The sequence below is a fragment of the Ruegeria sp. BB1 genome (assembly GCF_056539465.1).
The window spans coordinates 15946-35501 of sequence record NZ_JBQFVB010000009.1 but is presented as its reverse complement, the minus strand read 5'-3'; the positions used below and the strand labels follow the sequence as shown (position 1 = coordinate 35501).

Here is a 19556-nt window from a genome sequence, read left to right as displayed (position 1 = left end):
CGCTCATGCACTTGTAACCTTGTCTGCAGACTTAACCTTGTTCCAACGCAGCGCCTGTTTGAATTTCTTGATGGGTTCGGCGGTAACACGAAACGGCCATTCGCCCATTCGGATCATCTCTGACCTGATTGCAGGTCGCGGAAAGGAAAAGAGCCGATCGTATCCCAGCATCTCAAGCAGCGCGCCGCCGTTGTTCGCTTCGAAGATTTCGATCTCACGCTGTGAGAGGGTTGTACGCCAGCTTTCGACGCGATCGGCAGAAGGAGCTTCGCCGACAAGTTGGTGTTGATGGCGAGTGTAGTCGGGCACTTCAAATCCGCTAGAAGCGCTCAGCTCTTCTGGGGTAACGCTGCGTTTCTCGCCTGCGGTCAGAAAAGTTAGCAACGAGCTCCAATCATCCAGATGTCCGCGTGCCAAATCCTCATACCGGACGGTTACGCAGCAATCCGGATGTCTCAGGCTTGCAGCAAGCCCCGGCGCTGTACGTGCGGCCCACCACCATGATGCGTGCATTGGGTTGCGCGGTCCCCATTCCAACCCCCGAACCGAGGAGAAGACTGCCCGCCCATCTCGAACCAAGTTAACGAACCGGGCGTTGGGGAATGCTCGCCGCAAAATGCTAAAATCTTCGAAGTTAATCGGGGTGTGATCTACCCAGATTGGCGCAGTGCCAACGGGGACGCCTTCGGGAAAAACCAAATGGCTCAAAAAGCTAGCGGCATCATTACATTTCAACAGTGTTTCACGCGCCGGGCGATCCCTCCAAAGTCGATAAGACCGCTCATTGTCGAGTACTTTGACTGCGACCTCGGGGCCATTAACCGCTAACGCCCGCAAGGCGGGGCGTTTGAACTGAGATTCAGGCATCACTCGACCGTTCAGCAGTGCCCCTATGCGATCCCCCAAAAAGGTCGTTCCACTTCTGGGGCAAGCGCCGATGAAAATGGGGCGTACTGAAGTTGGTTCGGTCATGAAATTCTCGTGCGGGCAATAGAAAGTTGCGTCAAGCCATGGCTGGCTGAGCTATGTTAAATGGCTAAGCGGAAATTAATTCGTTTTGAATATTACTGTTATCGAAAAATTCAGGCTGGATTGATCCTCTTAGACACCAAATCGGAAAGAACTTGAATAGTGAACATATGAAAATAGGCGCAGAACTAGACTGTTGCATTTTCGTGATTGGCAATTTCCTCGTCCGAAAACCGTCGTGAAATCTTTTTCGCCGGGTTCCCGGCAACAACGTCGTAGCTTTCGACATTCGAGTTTACCAGTGAACCTGCACCAATGACAGCTCCTCTGCCGACAGTGATTCCGCTCAACAATATCGCGCCAAATCCTATCCAGACATCGTCCTCGATACAGATCGTGCTTTCGGGTGTGTCGCTGTCCTGATCGTCGCTGTAGATCCACGAAGCTTGGGTAATCGGCACGCCGACTTGCTTCATGTCATGATCCCGCCGACCCACAATGCCAACATAGCTAGATATCAGAACGTTGCTTCCAATGGTTCCATTGCAAGCCATGTAGAAGTTTCGCCCGATATTGACGTTGTCACCAATTTTTAATTGATCGGGGGCCTGAATGTGCCCTTCCACACCGATAACAAAGCTTTTTCCGACACTCACATTCGCCCGAATTGCAGTGTATCTGTTCATCGCTCGATAAGCGTTTCGCACATATTTCATTTCACGTGCCCCGCCCGATGGATGCCACCTGTTTGGCACGTCGTTTTACCCGACCCAGCTGGGAGATGACCTTTTGCAATTTCACATCCCGTGAGCTTCTGATCGAATCCAACGCTTTGAAGTCCAGCACAACTTCTGACGGCAATTTAGGTGAAAACGAGGCCAACTCTTGGTTCTTGTGCAAAAAGCGATAAGGGTTGAGAGGGCTTGCATGTGTACCCGCAAACATACCTGCGTTCCGCACTAGGCTAACGGGCGGGGCTAGTGAAACGCCGCCTTGCAAAAAAATCTCTAGGTACCAGTTCACGTACCAGCTGCTTATTAAGCCAAGGTCGTCAAGCTCGAGAATGGATGAGAAATCCCGAAGACCAAGAACGTCAAAATAAGTTCTGAAACTTTTGGACCCGACGACAGCGTGATCCCTCGAGCCAGACGCGAAACGCTCCCAAGATGTTTTCCAGGTTGCCCAGCCCCAAGGATGAGGAAATGGAACAAAAAATGCGTCCCGCCGCTCCTTAAAACTCGCGACGTCGTACATATAGCCAGAAATACTCCAAACCCGGTCATCCGAAGCAAACTTTGCCAGAGCCTGATTGAAAAAATGCAGCGTCTGCGGCGATAGGATAAGATCGTCTTCCAGGATGATAGCGCAATCATTTTCCCTCAACTCGTCAGAAACACCTTTACTGATCGAAGCTTTCAGGCCCAGATTTCTTTCCCTCACGTGAATTGTCTTATTGGGGTGTTCCAGATTTTGAATAACTTCGCGAACGCGTTTCACCATTTTGGTATCTTTGGCGGTTCTCGGCCCGTCAATGAACACATTCAGAGGTGACTCCAAAAATTCAGGACATCGCTTTAGTGACTGCAAGGTTTGAGATAATCTATCCGGTCTGTTGTAAGCAAAGATCAAAATAGGCGCGTAACTGTTATTCATCTTTTGATCTAGCGATTTGGAAGTTTCGAACATGTATCAACTCAGATGACCTTTTTTTCAACCAATGCTATTCAAGATTTTTTGCTGCCAACAAAACGTGCTTTATCCTGGATGGCCCTATACCCACGCCTACGGCCCAGTTGCCACGGACCGGGACCGGCAATTGGATCGCGCATTACCTGCATCAGGCTTAAAGTGTTAGACAGATTGATCGTCGCGGTGGACAATGACACTCCCAATACTGCCGCAACAGGCTCATTTAAAGCCCAAGCCAAAAGCAGACAGAAGCTTGCGATGCCAAAGCCCAGAATATTTGCGGTGAGGTTGCGTTTTTCATTGCCGCTTTGAGCAAGAATAGCCCCGACTGGACCAACACAGAGGTTCACCGCCGCACCGGCCATGATGATAACGGTATAGAGCAGGAACGGTGGGTCTGTGGAAAATGGCAGCTGGACAAAGAAATAGAGGCCGGCAAGCGATAGGACACCAATCACGAACAGCCCAGCGTTCAATCCCAACATTGAGCGATAGAGGCGCCAGATATTGCCCCTGGAACTGCCGGCAACGCGCGGAAGTACATACATGCGAGCTGGCTCGTTGAGGTAGCTCAGTAGATTGCCAAAGCGCAATGCAAGAGCAAAGAACCCGGCCGTTTCAGCACCAAACAACGCCAAAACAGCCAACGTGGTTCCGTGAACCCGGGCAAGGCCAATACTTTGATAGGCTAGAAAGTGCCACTGCTCAGAACCCAGCAACAATCGCATGCGCCCAGGAGCCGCTCGGTGTTGCGCACGACATTCTGCCCAGAAATCACGCAGAAGAACCGCCAAAACCGCGGCAGCCAGAAAATATCCTAAAGCCAAGAACGCTACTGCCTGAATGTGTCTGGGCACTGAAAGGTAGTTGTCCAACGGTAAGGAGAAAAATCCCAGACTTACCAACAAAGGTAGTACGCCTCCGACCAGTGTCACCAGCACCTGACGTCTTTGGGCTACGACAACCTGAATCAGGATTTGCATGATGTTAAAACTCAGCAACAGCATTACAAACGCGACGGCGCCGTAACTGGTCAGCTTACCGAACACTGGCTTTGCCAATATCGTAAACCCGATTAGGGCGACGACCACCGAGGCTAAGATCGCCGCTCGGACAAAAGTATGGAAACGCTTCGGAAAGTTCGGATCAGTGCGAAAGTGACGTACCAAAACGTTGTCCGCACCAAAGCGCGCGCCCAACCCTAAAAGAACCTGCGCGCTGATGAAAGCCGAAACTAGGCCGAAACCTGCAACCCCCAACTCAGCCGCCCATAGTGTAGTCTGCGTCAACGACAAAAGAATGACTGCCAAACGAAGCGTGATCATACGCAACGCAAATACCAAAATATTTTTCACGCGATCTTACCCTTTGAGGAACGTCCGTTGGGTGCTGGCAAACCTACAACGATCAAATAAAGCATCATTGCTTGAGGGAAATGAAACTCCAACCGCATCAACATAAAAACGATGAAAAGCGCGAAGCCCTTTCGTCCAAGTCGCCAGACTGCGATGCCACCAATGGTTGCAACTGCAATGGCACCCACCAGACCGCCTTGAAACAGAAAATAGAAACCAAAGCCCATGGATTTGGAGTAACTACAATGAAAGCACTCTGCGTATCGGTTCCCGAATATTGTAGATAAGAAGTCTCGCGTTTTAACATCTTCGACAAGCTGTGCCTTAATGTAGATACTGATATCGTTCCCGCCACGGTCAACCAGGCGTTCAGTCAGAAATTCCATCGATTGCAAGCCCAAAAGCGGCAGAAGTTGCAAAATCAGCACAGGGATCAGGCCAAGTCCCAGTACAAGCAAAAACAGAGATCTCGCCGTCAGTTTGCTGGTCAGAATAATCGACACCACCACAACCACAGCCAATAGCGCCGCCGTGATCGACAGCGTTCCAGCCAATAGAAACACAGCAAACCAATGGAACAGAGTGGGCATTCGATCGCCCATCAACGACAACACCGTTAACGCCGCGAAATTGACTGCGAAGGACCCTGGCTCCGAATGGTGTCCACCATAGCGGGTCAATCCCCATGTGGTTATTACCCCCTCACGGTCGACGCCGATATAGTTAAACACTGATGGGTCGAATGGTATTCCCAGTTGCCCCCAAAATATTACTTCGCCCATGTACAGCATCGCATTCAGCCAGGCTGCGTAATAAGCATAAGTTGGAAGGTTTTGGAGGAACCCGCCCACCGGCAGCGTTAAGACAATAAGGGTAAAGCCAAGCAGGATGATGACGTATTGCACGGTGGCCGTGGAAAGGGTCGCCAGAAGTACCGGAACGAGTATCAGTAGAAGTCCGAGCCGTGCGGGGCTGCTGGGGGCAAGAGTACTTGCAGAACCCCTCCGGCCGCCGATAATCACAAGCGCCAAAGACAGGATCGGCAAGTATAAGATGACAAACTGGCTGGCGCTGGTGACGTTGCCCTGAGAGAAAGTAACAAACAACAGCAACGTGCCCGCCGCTGTCTTGGTAAATGACGCACTTTGGTTCTGCCTGGGACTCAGTTGCCAGTGGCGTTCGACACCCTGTGCGTTAGGACTGTTAACCATTTTTCAAATTCTCAAGGGTTGTCAGAGCTGGGAATACCAGAAGCAATATAATGTACGGTTTGTTGAACTAATTTTCACGGAACGTGCAAAAGTACGACTTTCAGATTGCAGAAACACCATTACCGATCAGGTAAGATGCCCTGCGTGCAAGAAACTCCGAACCTAGACTGTTTGACCTTCATCGTATGAGTCCACCCATTACCGCAATACCGGCTAGGCGAAAAGTCTTTTGACCGGGACTTTGGTGCTGGAAATACCCAATCCTTCTCATTGCGCCAAGAAGTGTGAAGTGCAACGGCTTTCGTGGGACCGAGATACTTATTGCCGCCTGAACATACGCCCCGCAGAAACAGTTGGATTGTGAGTTTTCTTGAAGTACCGATGCGTGTTCGCGAGAAGCCGTATTCGGTTAAACAAAAAAGCTCTCAGTGTCTCCCCAAGTTACATTACTCGTCAGTTGCCTCTATCGCCTCAAAGGCGTTGAACCAATTTGACGGCAACCAACACTTTGACCCGGATTAACCCGCCAACTGCAATTCACGCCATCTGTGGCAGCTTACTGCATGTCCAGCCTCGCAGGTCTCCAAATGCGGCTCTTCCCGCTTGCACAGGTCAGTGGCAAAAGGACAACGTGTGTGAAACTGACAACCACTGGGGCGATTGGTTGGCGACGGGATCTCACCTTCAAGTTTCTGCGCTTTGCCGCGATCATCCGGGTCCAGAGACGGGATCGCTGAAAACAGTGCTTTGGTGTATGGGTGACGCGGCGATTGGAATAGCTGGCGCGTTGGCGCGCTTTCCATGATCTGCCCCAGATACATCACGGCGACATGATCGCAGGTATGGGCCACCACCGACAGGTCATGACTGATGAACAGATAAGTCAGCCCCATCTCATCCTGAAGCGACTTTAACAGGTTCAGGATGTCGGCCTGAATTGACACATCCAGTGCCGCGACGCTTTCGTCTGCCACCACAAACCGGGGTTTGGACACCAGAGCGCGGGCAATGGAAATCCGCTGACGCTGACCGCCAGAAAAAGCATGTGGAAACCGGCGCAAATGTTCCAGGTTCAGCCGACACAAGCTGGCGATTTCGCGCACACGTTCGTCCACCTCTTCGCGCGAGTTGCACAGACCCATAACTTCCAGAGGTTCGGCAATGATGTCGCGAACGGTCATACGCGGAGATAGCGCAGCATACGGGTCTTGAAAAATTAGCTGTGCACGGCGGCGGTATTCCTTCAGGTCGGCCCCGGCCAAATTGCCCAGATCATAGCTGACCTCTCCATCATCATAATGGGCGGTGCCACCGGTGATGGGTGCCGCATTCAGCAGGGCGCGGCCAAAGGTTGTCTTACCCGAACCGCTCTCACCTACCACACCGAAAAAGGACCCGCGGGGGATCGACAGCGAAACTTCGTTGACCGCCATCAGGGTACGCTTGTTGAAAATCTTCCCGCCGACAGGGAATCCAACCGACAGGTCCTGGGTTTCGATCAGATTGTCGTTGCTCATGCGGATTGTCTCTCGTCACAAAGGTGGCAGGCTGTGCGATGGTTTTCACCAGTGTCCGACCAGCCCGGCACAATCGTTTTACAGACATCGCCAACGATTTTGCTGCAACGGGTATGGAAAACGCAGCCTTCAGGCCGTTCCAGCGGCGAAGGGATATCGCCTGGCACCGGCATCAATGGCTTGTCCAGATCGTCCAGCTGTGGCAGCGCGTCGATCAGCCCTTGGGTATATGGGTGATAGGGGTTGCGGATCACCTCGCGGACCGGGCCTTGTTCGATCATCTTGCCCAAATACATCACCGCCACCTTGTCGGCTGTCTGTGCGACCACCCCAAGGTCATGGGTGATAAAGATGATGCCCATCCCGAATTCATCCACCAGATCCTTCATCAGGTCGATAACCTGAGCCTGTATCGTTACGTCCAGCGCCGTGGTGGGCTCGTCCGCGATCAAAAGCTTTGGTTTGGTCGATAACGCCATGGCAATCATCGCCCGCTGACGCATGCCGCCCGACATTTCAAATGCGTATTGCCCAAACCGAGTGGACGCATCGGAAATACCGACGCGGTCCAGCATCTCGATCGACAGTTCACGGGCCTGTTTTTTGGACATATCCGTGTGAATCAACAACTGCTCGACCATCTGGCTGCCGATTGTCATTGCAGGTGCGAAACTGGCCATCGGTTCCTGAAAGATCATGCTGATCGCCCCGCCACGCACGACTTCCATATCTCGCGGGCGCTGCAAGGCAAGGACATCCACCGGTCCGCTGTCCAGATGAAGCGTGATACGGCTTTCCGGCGCGTAGACTGCATTGCCTGGATTAAGCTTCATCAGCGATTTTGCGGTCACGGATTTGCCCGAGCCACTTTCACCCACAAGGCCCATGACCTCGCCCGGTGCCAGCGAAAATGACACGTTGTCGACCGCGGTGATCAGCCCTTCGTCGGTCTTGAATTGCAGCGTCAGGTTTTCGACGTCGATCAGGCTCATTTACGGGTCTCCGAATAGGGATCGGCAGCATCGCGCAGCCCGTCGCCCACAAAGACGAAGGCCATGACAAGCGCGATGAAGAAGAGGACCGGGATGAAGTACCAATGATAATTCAACAACACATCCGCTTTGGTCACGTTCTGCAACATAACACCCAATGAGTTCACCGGGTCTTTGAGGCCCAGCCCAATAAAGCTGAGCGCCGTTTCCGACAGGACCACGTAGGGGAACGAGATGACCAAGTCGACGATGATATAGCTGGTAAAGCTTGGCAGAAGATGCCGCCTGATGACGTGACCGGCGGGTGCCCCGCACAATTGCGCGGCCAGAACGTATTCCTGATTACGCTCGGTCAGCAGATGGGTCCGTACCCGTCGGGCCAAGGTTGGCCATCCCACCAGCCCGAGGATCAGGGTTATGACGAAAAATCGGGTTTCAGCCGACCATTCGGGTGGAATAAAGGCGGCTATAGCCATGAAAAGGGGGATAGACGGTACTGTCCTGACCGCGTCGGTGATCATCTGGATCACACTGTCTATGGCCCCGCCATAATATCCAGCCACGCCACCAATTATCAAAGCCAACACGAACGAGATCACCACGCCTAACGTGCCCACCTGAAGTGACGTCCAGACCGCGTGCAGTGTGCGTGAAAAGATGTCTTTTCCTGCGCTGTCAGTGCCGAAAAGATGGACATAGCCCTGATCCATGCCAAACAGATGGATGTTGCCCGGAATGAACCCAAACAGTTTGTAGCTGTCGCCGTGGACGAAAAACTGCATGTAGCGGCGTTCATCCTCGTTTATCTTTTCGACCCAGCGAAAGTTAGTGGCAATCGACCGCTCGCGCGTCACCGTGTGCAGAAACGGGCGGATCGAACAGCCGTTCTTGTCGCAGAATTTCGGTATCTGAGGGGCCCCGTTCAGGTAATCCTTGTCCCGTCCTGCGACCGTTGGATCGTATGGCGACAAAAACGGCGCAAAGAGGCCCGACAGGATCAGAACAACCAAAACGGTGGCCGCGATCATCGCCGCGCGCTGCTTTTTGAACCTGGCCCAGATCAGCTGTCTTTGCGACGCCGTGAAATACGCTTCCTTGGCCTTCTGATCGTCGATTTTCGTGGAGGCTTTTGCAGACATGGATCTTACCTCAGAATGCTCTTGCGCACACGCGGATCAATCACAGCCAACAGGATATCCGTGGCGAAATTGAGTGTGACGATGGCGGCTGTTAGCAGGAAGATGATGGCGCCTGCCAGTTGTTGGTCGTTCGACCGTGCCAGAGCCTCCAGCAGCAGCGACCCGGCCTCGGTCAGTGTCAGGATCAGGGCGACAATGGGCAGTTCGTTGAAGATACGGTTCAGGTCAAATCCCAGCGAGTTGACAATTGGCCCAAGCGCATGACGGGCGGGGTAGCGCCACAACAAACGCGGGCCATAAATCCCACGCGCCGCAGCTGCGGTTACGTAAAGCTTGCCGATCTCATCCGACATCAATGCGCGCACGGTCTGCAACGCAAAGGCAGTCGCGGACCAGCCCAGAATGAATATGGGCAACCAGGCATGTTTCAGCAGGTCCACGAACTTGGCCCATGACCAGGGGGCCTCGCGATATTCGGGGCTGAACAAGCCGGTGAGTGTCTCGCCAAAATAGATTGTGGAAAACAGCATCACCATCAGCGCCAGCAGAAAGTTGGGCATGGCCAGACCCAGATAGCTGATCAGGCGCAGAGAATTGTTGAGGAATGCGTTCTTGGAAGCAGCCGAGATAATACCCACGGGTAGCGCGATCATATAGGCCAGCGTCAACGATCCAAGGCAGATCCACAGCGAGATCCAAAACTTGTCGCCCAATAGCTGTGCGATATTCACGCGTAATATGCAGCTTTCGCCGAAATCACCGCGGAAGGCACCGCTCAGCCAACTGGCCCAGCGTGTCAGGAACGGGCGATCAAGCCCTAGTCGGGCCCGTTCGGCCTCGATATCCGCCAGTGTGATGGCCGAGCCTTGGGTATTTTTATAGGCAAGATAGCGTTCGGCACAATCGCCCGGCACAAGCTCCATCAGCGTGAACACGATGAGTGATACCAATACAAGTGTGACCACAGCCATCACCGCACGCGTGGCGGCAAAGCGGGCGAATTGGAGCATGTCTTTGTTCCTGGCTAGCATTTGGAACGGGGCGCGAACGCCCCATTCCGTCATCTCAGATCAAGGATCGGATTACTCGGACAACCACCACTGAGCAGGGCGATACGGATAGGTCCGATAGAACTCGTACGACTGCGTCTTGAACTCGGTGAAGTTCTGCAGATTGTTCGAGTGGTAGATCGGTGCCGGCGAGTTGACCGTACCAATGAACAGCAGTTCGCTGGTCATTATCTCAACCATTTTCTGAGCGGCAGCAATGGATGCGTCCGATCCAGGTGCGCTGGATTGATAAGTATCCAGAGCGGCTTTCAGATCGGCAACCCAAGCGGGCGGCTCGACACCGTTTTCACCGTTCGAGCTGATGTATTCCGCCCAGAGCATCCCGGTTCGAACATCGAAGTACCCGTCAAACGGGGGAACCCAGATTTCGCCGTCGCCCAGAACCGAACCGGCAGGCTGGCTCTTGAGCCACATACCCATATCCAACGTATTGGCCGATTGCGCCGCGCGGAACTCATCAGAAGTAACCTCTTTGATCGCGGTGTTGACGCCCACGTCTTTCCAGTTCTGAGCGATGAGTTCCACCAGTTGAGCAGAGGCTGACTGCGTCGAGAACTGCCAGTCCAGCACAAGCGGGTCACCGTTTGGCAGATCGCGGAAACCGTCACCGTTCTGATCGACTAGGCCGACCTCATCGAGCAGAGCATTGGCACGATCCTGATCAAAACCAGCCTCGTACTCTGACCATTTGGCATCAATGAAGTCCGGGCGCGGTGAGAACCCGATATACTGTGTCGGCTCACCCAGTCCAAAAGCGGTAACTTCGTTCAGCTGATTGCGGTCCATCGCAACCGACATGGCCGTTCTGAAACGGATGTCGTTGAAGAGCGCGCGTTTGGCCTCATCCTCGGCGGTCACGTTGAACGTCAGCACCGGATAGCCGATCGCGGGCTTTACTTCCAACGTGTAGTTGCCGCTTTCCTGACCCTCCAAAAGAACCGGAGCAGATGTCAGGTTCACACCCTGAGATTTGTAATCCACCTCGCCGTTCAATAGCTTGAGGTTACGCACCTCTTCATCCGGTACATATGTTTCATCCATTTCCGAGATATAGGGCAGTTGGTTACCCTGTGTGTCGACCTGGAAGAAGTAAGGGTTGGCGACATAGTGGCGCCCTTCGGTGCTTTCCTTCACAAGAATATGACTTTCAAGGGTCGGCATAGCATCCTTGGGCAGACCCGCCAGCTTGTCACCTGCCGTCAGCATTGGTGACGGCGTATCCATCCAGTCCGAGTTACCGTAGTAGGCCTTGATCAGTTCATAACCGTTTTCATACCCAAGCGCCTGTGCGTTGGCGTCCGCATTTTCATCCAACGCCGGGTGGAACTTTTCGAAGAAATGCTTGGGCTGGAAGGGTTGCACATAAGTGAACGAAAACGTCTCGGTCAGGCCCGGCTTGGGTGCGGCCAGCGTAAACTGCACCGTGGTGTCATCTACCGCTTCGACCTTCATGGGTTCACCGCCAGCCAGTGCGTAATCCTTGGCTTCGGCGATGACATTGGTGTCCATCATCAGGTTGTCATACCAGAACACGACATCCGCCGCGGTGAACGGCGCCCCATCCGACCACTTGTGACCTTCGCGCAGATGCACGGTCAGTTGAGTGAAATCATCGTTCCATTCCCAGGACTTGGCCACATTGGGCACCAAGGTTTGAAGATCGTCGGAATACCGGAACAGGTTCACGTGACGTACAGACAGGAAGTCTGACGTGCCGCTTTCGGTGGCGTTGGACAGCGCATCCAGAACCCCACCATACTGACCGATCGAGTCATATGGCACGATGACCAAAGGCTCGGCCGGCAGACGATCCGCCACCGCGGGCAGGTCGCCATTGCCGCGGATTTTACCATTTAGATCTGCAATGGCTGGGTTTTCTGCAAAGTTCAGCGTACAGCCCGCGGCCGACTGAAACTCTGCCAGATCAAATTGCTGCGGATAAGCACCATCAGATAGGCCCTGCATATCTGCAACTGTCGCTGCCGGACAGTTCGCCCAGGCAGTTCCCCCCAGAGTGACCAAGGCCACACCTGACATCAGAAGCTGTTTCATGTTTTCTCCCTACGGTAACGTCAGTTTCGTTTTTATTTGCTTGTGAAACCGATTAGTTGACTGCAGCAACGTCGGTTCTCTTCTTCTTTTTCTTTTTTTTGCCACGCAGCGCAGCGACATGGACTGTAACCCCCGCATCCTTCAAAGCTGTGGCGAAAGTTTCAGACGGGGGTATGTCGGTCACCAAATCGGTCACCTGGTCAAATCGGCAGGATACATTAGTCGCTTTTTCCCCGAATTTCGTGTGATCGGTTGCGACAATCATGCGCCGCGTATTTTTAAGCAACGCGCGCGTCAACTCAGCCTCCAGCGGGTTCGAAGCCAACACGCCGCCGGAAAGCGATATGGCATCCGCACCGCAAATCACCGCATCATAACTGTATTGGCAGGCCAGTTCCTCGGCCGCACGACCAAAACTGCCGCGTTCGGATCGAATAACCTCACCACCGGCAAGGATTGCTCGCGTTCCGTTGTGATCAGCCAGTGAGGCGACAACCGATAGCGAGTTGCTGACCACGGTTAGGTTTTTCAGATCGCGCAGCTGCTCGGCAACATGGGTGGTCGTTGAGCCCACCGTAATGAACAGCACCATGCCGTCTTCGATCATTTGGCTGACCTTGTTGGCAATAAGCGTCTTTTCTTCGGCGTTTTGCTCCAACGCCCCGGAAAACATCGGCGTGTCCTGCGCCCGGGAAAGATAGGTACCCCCATGCACCCTCTCAACCATGTTTTTTTGCGCCAGCGCTTTGACAAGTCGACGAACAGTTTCCTCAGAAACGTCCATAACCTGCGCAATCTGGGTATTGCGCGCCGAGCCCCCCAACCTTGCCAGGACATCTAGAAGTTCACGGCCCCGATGAGGGATATTATCGCTATCGTGATCCATTTTTTAAGCCCAACATAGTTTCACTTAAAAATCCACAAAAATTGTGAATGTTTTGTGACAATATTTGAATTCCGGGGGTTTATTTATATTTTCCAATAAATCCGGTCATCGGCTGAAAAGCGTCTGGTCTACCAATATATGTACACTTGACTGCTTTTGTCCGGTAAGACCTACCGGCCTCACCCTGTGGAACACCACTGGTGATTATTAATTCTGGCCCCGGCAGAGTGTCCGCCGAGGCCCTTGCTTTCATAACGCTGCTTCGAACAGTGTTCTTAGATTTCTTTCAGTCAGCTCAACGGGATTCCCACCGCATGATGGGTCGATGATTGCGCCTTGGACCAGTTCAGGGATTGCGGCCTCGGTCACGCCCAGGTCAGACAGTTTGCGCGGAATACCCAAATCGTCGTTGAAGGTCTGCACAAAGGCGCGGAAGCCGTCAAAGCCGCCGTCGATGCCCAGATAATCGGCTGCCATCTGGAACCGGTCAGCAATGGCAGGGGCGTTAAACTCCAGCACGCCGGGCATGCAGACCGCGTTGGTAGTGCCGTGATGGGTGTTGAACACCGCCCCGATGGGGTGGCTCATGGCGTGGATCGCGCCCAGACCTTTCTGGAAACCGGTGGCGCCCATCGAGGCTGCGCTCATCATATGTGCGCGGGCTTCGAGATCGGTGCCATCGGCATAGGCGCGCGGCAGATACTCTTTGACCAACCGCATGCCTTCCAGCGCGATGCCCTGGCTCATCGGATGGTAATGCGGGCTTGAGAATGCCTCGACACAGTGGGCAAAGGCATCCAGACCGGTGCCTGCGGTGATAAATTTGGGCATGCCCACGGTCAGTTCCGGGTCGCAGATCACCACGCTCGGCAGAACCTTGGGGTGGAAGATGATCTTCTTGGCATGCGTCTCAGAGTTGGTGATGACGCTGGCGCGCCCAACCTCAGACCCTGTTCCGGCGGTGGTTGGCACCGCGATGATCGGGGCGATAACATCCGCATCGGCGCGGGTCCACCAGTCGCCGATGTCTTCAAAATCCCAGACCGGACGCGTCTGACCGGCCATGAAGGCCACCATCTTGCCCAGATCCAGCCCTGAGCCACCGCCGAACGCAATCACCCCGTCATGACCACCAGCGTTATAGGCGGCAACCCCGGCTTCAAGGTTCTTTTCATTCGGGTTCGGGTCAACGTCGCTGAACAGACCCCGGCCCAGACCGGCGGCCTCCATGATGTCCAACGTCGCCGTGGTGATCGGCAGGTCGGCCAGCCCTTTGTCGGTGACCAGCAAGGGCTTTTTCATCCCCGCTGTGGCACAGGCCTCGGGCAATTCTTTGATGCGCCCAGCACCGAATTTGATCGCGGTCGGGTAAGACCAGTTTCCAACAAGGCTCATGATGTCACCTTCTTCAGATGGTAGGATTTGGGGCGCGTCAGGTTGTGATAGCCGATGACCGAAAGGCCGCCGCCGCGCCCGGTGTTCTTGCAGCCGGTCCAGCACAGGCCGGGGTCCAAATAATCGGCCCGGTTCATGAACACGGTGCCGGTCTCGATCTGGTCGCCAACACGGGCCGCGCGATCCACGTCGCGGGTCCACAGGCTGGCGGTCAGGCCAAATTCGCTGTCATTCATCAGCGCAATCGCTTCTTCGTCGGATGAGACCTTCATGATGCCCACCACCGGACCAAAGCTTTCATCCCGCATCACCCGCATTTCATGGGTCACATTGGTCAGAATCTGCGGGGTCAGATAAGCACCACCGTCATCCTCAGCGAAGGTGTCGATATGGGCCACCGCGCCATCGGCGACCGCCTCGGCGATCTGCGCGCGCACCTCATCAGCAAAGCGCACATTGGCCATCGGGCCAATCGTCGTATCGCTGTCCAGCGGATTGCCCAGCTTGTAACCCTTCACGATTTCCACCGCCTTGGCGACAAAGTCGTCATAGAGGGCTTCATGCACGTAAATCCGCTCGATCCCGCAGCAACACTGTCCGGCGTTGAACATCGCCCCGTCGATCAGCGTATCCACGGCGGCATCCAGATCGGCATCCTCCATCACATAGCCGGGGTCCTTGCCGCCCAGTTCGGTGCCCACACCGGTAAAGGTGCCCGCCGCCGCGCGCTCCATCGCCTGACCACCGCCGACCGAGCCGGTGAAGTTCACAAAGTCGAACGCATTGCCCGCGATCAGGTCATTTGTCACGTCATGGCTGAGGAACACGTTCTGGAACACATCTGTCGGCACGCCAGCTGCATGGAAGGCCTGTGCCATCCGCTCACCCACCAACAGGGTCTGGGTGGCGTGTTTCAGGATCACCGTGTTGCCCGCGATCAGCGCCGGGGCCACCGTATTGATTGCCGTCATGTAAGGGTAATTCCAGGGCGCCACCACAAACACCACCCCATGCGGGAGGCGCTTGATATAGCGTTTGAAGGTCTCATCCTCGCCCACCGCGATATCCGCCAGCGACGCCTCGGCGATCCCGGCCATATGGCTGGCGCGCTCGTTAAAGCCACCAAACTCACCGCCATAGCGCACCGGGCGGCCCATCATATGAGCCAGCTCGGGCACGATCTCATCATTCATCGTACCAACAGCCGCCACGCCCGCCATCACACGATCGATACGCTCCTCCAACGACCGCGCCGCCCAGTTCGCCTGCGCGGCACGTGCGCGCTCAGCCGCCGCAAAGGCGGCGTCCCGCGACAGAACCTCGCGTTCCGCAAAAACCGATCCATCAATCGGTGAGACACATTTCAACATCTGCCCCATAACCACTCCATTTCGAAAGACGGCAGGGTCCCCTGCTTCGTCTGGCCAAAAATACCTCGGGGGTCTGGGGGCAGAGCCCCCAGCCTGGCCCAAGCTCACGCCCGCTCGAACCCGCGGGCAACTTCCCAATCGGTTACCACGCGCTCGAATTCCTCGATCTCGACCTCTGCCGCGCGGGTATAGTGATCGACCACCTCATCCCCCATGGCCGCGCGCAACATGGCCGACCCATGCAGGGCGTTTCGTGCGTCCCTCAACGTACCCGGGATCATGCCGGTGTCGCCCTGATAGACATCGCCTTGGGCGGGCGGCTGCAGCTCCAGCCCTTCCTCGATCCCTGCAATTCCGGCGGCCAGCATCCCGGCCATCGCCAGATACGGGTTCATGTCCGAGCCCGGAATGCGGCATTCGACCCGCACCGCCTTAGTGCCATCGCCACACAAACGGTATCCGGCCGTACGATTGTCCACCGACCAAATGATCCGTGTGGGCGCAAAGGTGCCCTTCATGAAACGCTTGTAGCTGTTGATGTAGGGTGCCATGAAATAGGTGTAGTCCGGCGCGTATTTCAGCAGCCCCGCCATGTAGCTTTTCATCAGCGCCGACATGCCTAACACATCCGACTTATCGAAAAATGCCGGCTGACCGTCTGCCCACAGCGACTGATGCACGTGGGACGAACTGCCCACCTTGTCATGATGCCATTTCGGCAGGAAGGTCGCCGCATGACCATGCTGCCAGGCGATCTCTTTCACCGCGTTCTTGGCGATCGAGTGGTACTCCGCCGTCTCCATTGCCGCCGCGTATTTGATGTTCAGTTCTTCCTGACCGGTCTCGGCCTCACCCTTCGAGTTCTCGACCGGGATGCCCGCATTCCACAGATGGTTGCGGATCGGCCGCATCACATGCTCTTCCTTGGTGGTCTGCAGGATGTGGTAATCCTCGTTATAGCCCGATATCGGTTCCAGATCGCGGAACCCTTCCTTGCGGATTTGGTCAAAGCTTTTCTCGAACAGGAAAAACTCCAGCTCGGTGGCGCACATCGCGTCATAGCCCATGGCCTTCAAACGATTGACCTGTTTCTTAAGGATCGAGCCTGGCGCATGTGGCACTTCTTCGTGGGTATGGTGATCCAGCACATCGCACATCACCATCACAGTGCCTTCCAGCCACGGAACAGGGCGCAGCGTGCTGAGGTCCGGCTTCATGACGTAATCGCCATAGCCCCGCTCCCAACTGGTCGAGGCATAGCCATCCGGCGTTCCCATCTCCAAATCTGTCGCCAGCAGATAGTTGCAGCAATGCGTTTCTTCCCATGCGCCCGCAACAAAGTGACCCGCATGAAAGCGTTTGCCCATCAAACGTCCCTGCATGTCAACAAAACATACCAAAACCGTGTCAACATCGCCCGCAGTCACACGTGCCTTCAGTTCGTCGAGGTTGAAAGTTCCGCTCACGATTTATCCTCCTTAATCGCGATGTCGTTCAGTGCCGGTAACAGCAGGGTCAATACCTCTTCTGCTGCGACAGCAATCTCTTCATCGGTACGCAGTAGGTCGTTGCGCACTTCCAGCATTACATTTGGCAAATTTCGGCTAAGCGCATGCAGGCGTAGCGAATGGGTGACCCCATCAGTTGGGCCATAAGGCTCATTTCGCTCGGTTCGGCGGTTCGGAATACGATCCACATAATTCAGCATCGCATCCACAAGCCGACTGTCTTCATCATGCAACAAACCCAGCTCAACCGCACGCGGTTTGCCGAAATAGACCGGGGTAAATGAATGCACAGTCACGATCACCGTATCAGCCCGGCGCTTGTTCAAAACCTCGGACACAGCGGCGCAGAACGGATCGTAAACCGCAGCCGTACGCGCATCGCGCTGCGCTTGCGTCAGGCCTGTATTCCCCGGGACAATGATCTGTTCAGACTTCTCAGGCATTGCGCTTGCGGCTTCCGGGGGGCGGTTGCAATCATAAACCAAGCGCGACACGGTCGAGGCCACGACCGGCGCATCCAAAGCCTGCGAAAGCTTTAACGCCAGGCTTCGCGCACCCGGGTCCCAGACTGCGTGGCTTAGCCGGTCAGCTTCGGACAGACCCAGATCACTGTAGTCTGATGGAATCCGATGGCTCGCGTGTTCGCACAATAAGACCACTTTGCCCTGGCCCTCTTCGTTCAGTACCTCTACGGGCGCAATCATCCTTTCACCTCTGTATCTGAATCTTTTTGCGTCCGGGGCATTTCTTCGATCAGGCGTGTTTCCAGCAACTGACCATTCCGATAGAGGATCGGATAAGCCACCGCTGCGATGTGACTGTTGAATTCACGCAGCGCGCGCAACGTCTCAAGATGGATATCGCTGGTCTCAAAACTTTCCGTACTGCCATGCTGAAGCCGTTTGAGGTGACGCTTGCGGCTGTCACGCTCGGCCCGTTTGATTTCGGTCTTTTCGAGGCTCAGCAGGCGGGCACTTTCCAAATCATCCGAGATCAGCACGTTCGAGGCCAGTTTGAGATTGGCTAAAATACCCTCGTGCATTTCGACCAATTCTGCCCAACCTTCTTTCGAGAATGATGCACCTTTTTTGCGCATGCTGGTAGCCAACACAGTCAAACGTTTGGCGACAACGTCGCCTGCAGTTTCAAGGCGAATGGCGTATTCCATCAAGTCGCGCGCCACTTTCGCATTCTGCTTTCCAAAATCCTCTGCCGGAATGGCCGCCACGAATTTTCGGACGCCAGACAGGCACTCGTTCACCTCGACATCAATGTCCCTGACGGCACGGATCTGTTCCTTGTCTCCACTGCGGTACAGTTCGAGCGATGGGCGGAACATCGATTCAACCAGATCGCTCATCCGCAGCAGTTCCCGCTTGAGGCTCGATAGGGCCTGGCTGGGGCTGCCGATATTGCGCATTTCCAACGCGCTGGTGGGACGACCCGGCTGCAGCGCAGCCTCTGATGTTTTCGGGTCTGGCAACAGCCGCTCGAACGGGGCACTTAGGCGTCCACAGAATGGCAGCGCCAGAACCAGCAAAGAGGCATTAAAGGCCAGATGCGCGTTCACCAGCATTTGCCCGCCTTGCAGATCGCCCAGAACGCCCGCCCTCAGGGCTGTGGTGGCCGCGAAAAGGGTAATAACGGCCCAACTGCCACGTAGGGCCAGATTGGCAAAGGGGATGCGCCGGGCTGATAAATCCATCCCCCGCGTCAACCAAACCGGGATAAAGGCCGAGCCGAAGTTAGCCCCCAACACCAGCGACAACCCGGCGGCAAAAGGAATTGCGCCGATTTGCACAAGCGTCACGCACATCAAGATCGCCGCGACCGAGGAATGCATGACAAAGGCCAGCGCACCACCCACCAAAAACGCGGTGATATAGTCGCGGGCCAGATAGTCGGCGATGGCGGGCAGAAAAGCACTGTCGCGGATCGGGTCCATTGCCTCACGCAAAAAGCGCAATGAGATCAGGATGAATGCGATGCCCATCAGAATGCGGCCCAATTGCCGCGGTTTCTTGGACTCGGTTTTGACGAACAGATACCCGCCAATTGCCAACAGAAGCGGCACCAGCCAATCCAGCTTGAACGACAGAATCTGAATAATCAGCGCAGACCCCAGATCGCCACCCAGTACCATTGCAAGGCCCGCAGGAAATGCCAGCATCCCACCAGCGGCAAAGCCCGAGGTCAACAATGCCACCGCCGCCGAGCTTTGCAGCACAATAGCCATCGAAAGCCCCACCATCGACGCCTGCAAATAACTGCGCTGGCCCGTCATAACGCGCTGGAACGAGGCCCCATAGCTGCGCTCAATCCCTGTGCGCACCATGCGCACGGCAAAAAGCAACAACATTGTCGCTCCGGCCAAGTTGATGAGAAAGCTTACAATCGCCATGA

16 protein-coding genes are annotated in these 19556 nt (G+C 55.0%); all 16 read right to left on the bottom strand.

What is annotated here, in order from left to right; genetic code table 11:
- Positions 1–3: 3 nt before the first annotated feature.
- Entirely contained in the window at positions 4–972 is a 969-nt protein-coding gene (locus tag ACR0AL_RS17025) for a sulfotransferase family protein (RefSeq protein WP_170351170.1), read from the bottom strand.
- 185 nt (positions 973–1157) lie between these two features.
- Complete coding sequence (locus ACR0AL_RS17020) at positions 1158–1685, bottom strand: acyltransferase (RefSeq protein WP_170351169.1); 528 nt, start codon at positions 1683–1685, stop codon at positions 1158–1160.
- A gap of 1 nt (position 1686) precedes the next feature.
- Positions 1687–2655 (bottom strand): glycosyltransferase family protein, encoded by a 969-nt coding sequence (locus tag ACR0AL_RS17015; RefSeq protein ID WP_170351168.1) that lies wholly within the window; start codon positions 2653–2655, stop codon positions 1687–1689.
- A gap of 38 nt (positions 2656–2693) precedes the next feature.
- Entirely contained in the window at positions 2694–4013 is a 1320-nt protein-coding gene (locus tag ACR0AL_RS17010) for a lipopolysaccharide biosynthesis protein (protein ID WP_170351167.1), read from the bottom strand.
- On the bottom strand, positions 4010–5224 hold the full coding sequence (locus tag ACR0AL_RS17005) for a hypothetical protein (protein WP_170351166.1): 1215 nt from the start codon (positions 5222–5224) through the stop codon (positions 4010–4012). Before ACR0AL_RS17005 ends, ACR0AL_RS17010 begins: the two co-directional genes overlap by 4 nt.
- Before the next feature lie 518 nt (positions 5225–5742).
- Positions 5743–6741, bottom strand: a complete 999-nt coding sequence (locus tag ACR0AL_RS17000) for an ABC transporter ATP-binding protein (protein WP_170351165.1) — start codon at positions 6739–6741, stop codon at positions 5743–5745.
- Positions 6738–7733, bottom strand: coding sequence for an ABC transporter ATP-binding protein (locus ACR0AL_RS16995; protein ID WP_170351164.1), 996 nt, complete (start codon positions 7731–7733; stop codon positions 6738–6740). Before ACR0AL_RS16995 ends, ACR0AL_RS17000 begins: the two co-directional genes overlap by 4 nt.
- A complete protein-coding gene (locus tag ACR0AL_RS16990) occupies positions 7730–8872 on the bottom strand; it encodes an ABC transporter permease (RefSeq protein ID WP_480663977.1) in 1143 nt (380 codons plus the stop codon). Before ACR0AL_RS16990 ends, ACR0AL_RS16995 begins: the two co-directional genes overlap by 4 nt.
- Positions 8873–8877: 5 nt before the next feature.
- Positions 8878–9882 (bottom strand): ABC transporter permease, encoded by a 1005-nt coding sequence (locus ACR0AL_RS16985; RefSeq protein WP_170351162.1) that lies wholly within the window; start codon positions 9880–9882, stop codon positions 8878–8880.
- 72 nt (positions 9883–9954) lie between these two features.
- Positions 9955–11994: an ABC transporter substrate-binding protein gene (locus ACR0AL_RS16980; protein WP_480663975.1), complete on the bottom strand. Its 2040-nt coding sequence runs from the start codon at positions 11992–11994 to the stop codon at positions 9955–9957.
- A gap of 52 nt (positions 11995–12046) precedes the next feature.
- Positions 12047–12880, bottom strand: a complete 834-nt coding sequence (locus ACR0AL_RS16975) for a DeoR/GlpR family DNA-binding transcription regulator (protein ID WP_170351160.1) — start codon at positions 12878–12880, stop codon at positions 12047–12049.
- Positions 12881–13129: 249 nt separating this feature from the next.
- Positions 13130–14275: an iron-containing alcohol dehydrogenase gene (locus tag ACR0AL_RS16970; protein ID WP_170351159.1), complete on the bottom strand. Its 1146-nt coding sequence runs from the start codon at positions 14273–14275 to the stop codon at positions 13130–13132.
- Positions 14272–15654 (bottom strand): aldehyde dehydrogenase family protein, encoded by a 1383-nt coding sequence (locus ACR0AL_RS16965; protein ID WP_480663973.1) that lies wholly within the window; start codon positions 15652–15654, stop codon positions 14272–14274. Before ACR0AL_RS16965 ends, ACR0AL_RS16970 begins: the two co-directional genes overlap by 4 nt.
- Before the next feature lie 95 nt (positions 15655–15749).
- Positions 15750–17027 (bottom strand): glutamine synthetase family protein, encoded by a 1278-nt coding sequence (locus ACR0AL_RS16960; RefSeq protein ID WP_480664061.1) that lies wholly within the window; start codon positions 17025–17027, stop codon positions 15750–15752.
- An 80-nt stretch (positions 17028–17107) separates the two neighbouring features.
- Positions 17108–17857, bottom strand: coding sequence for an N-formylglutamate amidohydrolase (locus ACR0AL_RS16955; protein WP_170351156.1), 750 nt, complete (start codon positions 17855–17857; stop codon positions 17108–17110).
- Positions 17854–19554, bottom strand: coding sequence for a Na/Pi cotransporter family protein (locus ACR0AL_RS16950; protein ID WP_170351155.1), 1701 nt, complete (start codon positions 19552–19554; stop codon positions 17854–17856). The genes ACR0AL_RS16955 and ACR0AL_RS16950 overlap by 4 nt, the downstream gene beginning before the upstream one ends.
- Positions 19555–19556 lie beyond the last annotated feature (2 nt).

Bases quoted from the DNA above. Each gene is read 5' to 3' on its own strand.
- ACR0AL_RS16965 (WP_480663973.1), bottom strand. From the start codon at position 15,654: ATGGGGCAGATGTTGAAATGTGTCTCACCGATTGATGGATCGGTTTTT.
- ACR0AL_RS16955 (WP_170351156.1), bottom strand. From the start codon at position 17,857: ATGATTGCGCCCGTAGAGGTACTGAACGAAGAGGGCCAGGGCAAAGTG.
- ACR0AL_RS16990 (WP_480663977.1), bottom strand. From the start codon at position 8,872: ATGTCTGCAAAAGCCTCCACGAAAATCGACGATCAGAAGGCCAAGGAA.
- ACR0AL_RS16995 (WP_170351164.1), bottom strand. From the start codon at position 7,733: ATGAGCCTGATCGACGTCGAAAACCTGACGCTGCAATTCAAGACCGAC.
- ACR0AL_RS16960 (WP_480664061.1), bottom strand. From the start codon at position 17,027: ATGCAGGGACGTTTGATGGGCAAACGCTTTCATGCGGGTCACTTTGTT.
- ACR0AL_RS17015 (WP_170351168.1), bottom strand. From the start codon at position 2,655: ATGTTCGAAACTTCCAAATCGCTAGATCAAAAGATGAATAACAGTTAC.
- ACR0AL_RS16975 (WP_170351160.1), bottom strand. From the start codon at position 12,880: ATGGATCACGATAGCGATAATATCCCTCATCGGGGCCGTGAACTTCTA.
- ACR0AL_RS16985 (WP_170351162.1), bottom strand. From the start codon at position 9,882: ATGCTCCAATTCGCCCGCTTTGCCGCCACGCGTGCGGTGATGGCTGTG.
- ACR0AL_RS16950 (WP_170351155.1), bottom strand. From the start codon at position 19,554: ATGGCGATTGTAAGCTTTCTCATCAACTTGGCCGGAGCGACAATGTTG.
- ACR0AL_RS16970 (WP_170351159.1), bottom strand. From the start codon at position 14,275: ATGAGCCTTGTTGGAAACTGGTCTTACCCGACCGCGATCAAATTCGGT.
- ACR0AL_RS17025 (WP_170351170.1), bottom strand. From the start codon at position 972: ATGACCGAACCAACTTCAGTACGCCCCATTTTCATCGGCGCTTGCCCC.
- ACR0AL_RS17000 (WP_170351165.1), bottom strand. From the start codon at position 6,741: ATGAGCAACGACAATCTGATCGAAACCCAGGACCTGTCGGTTGGATTC.
- ACR0AL_RS16980 (WP_480663975.1), bottom strand. From the start codon at position 11,994: ATGAAACAGCTTCTGATGTCAGGTGTGGCCTTGGTCACTCTGGGGGGA.
- ACR0AL_RS17020 (WP_170351169.1), bottom strand. From the start codon at position 1,685: ATGAAATATGTGCGAAACGCTTATCGAGCGATGAACAGATACACTGCA.
- ACR0AL_RS17005 (WP_170351166.1), bottom strand. From the start codon at position 5,224: ATGGTTAACAGTCCTAACGCACAGGGTGTCGAACGCCACTGGCAACTG.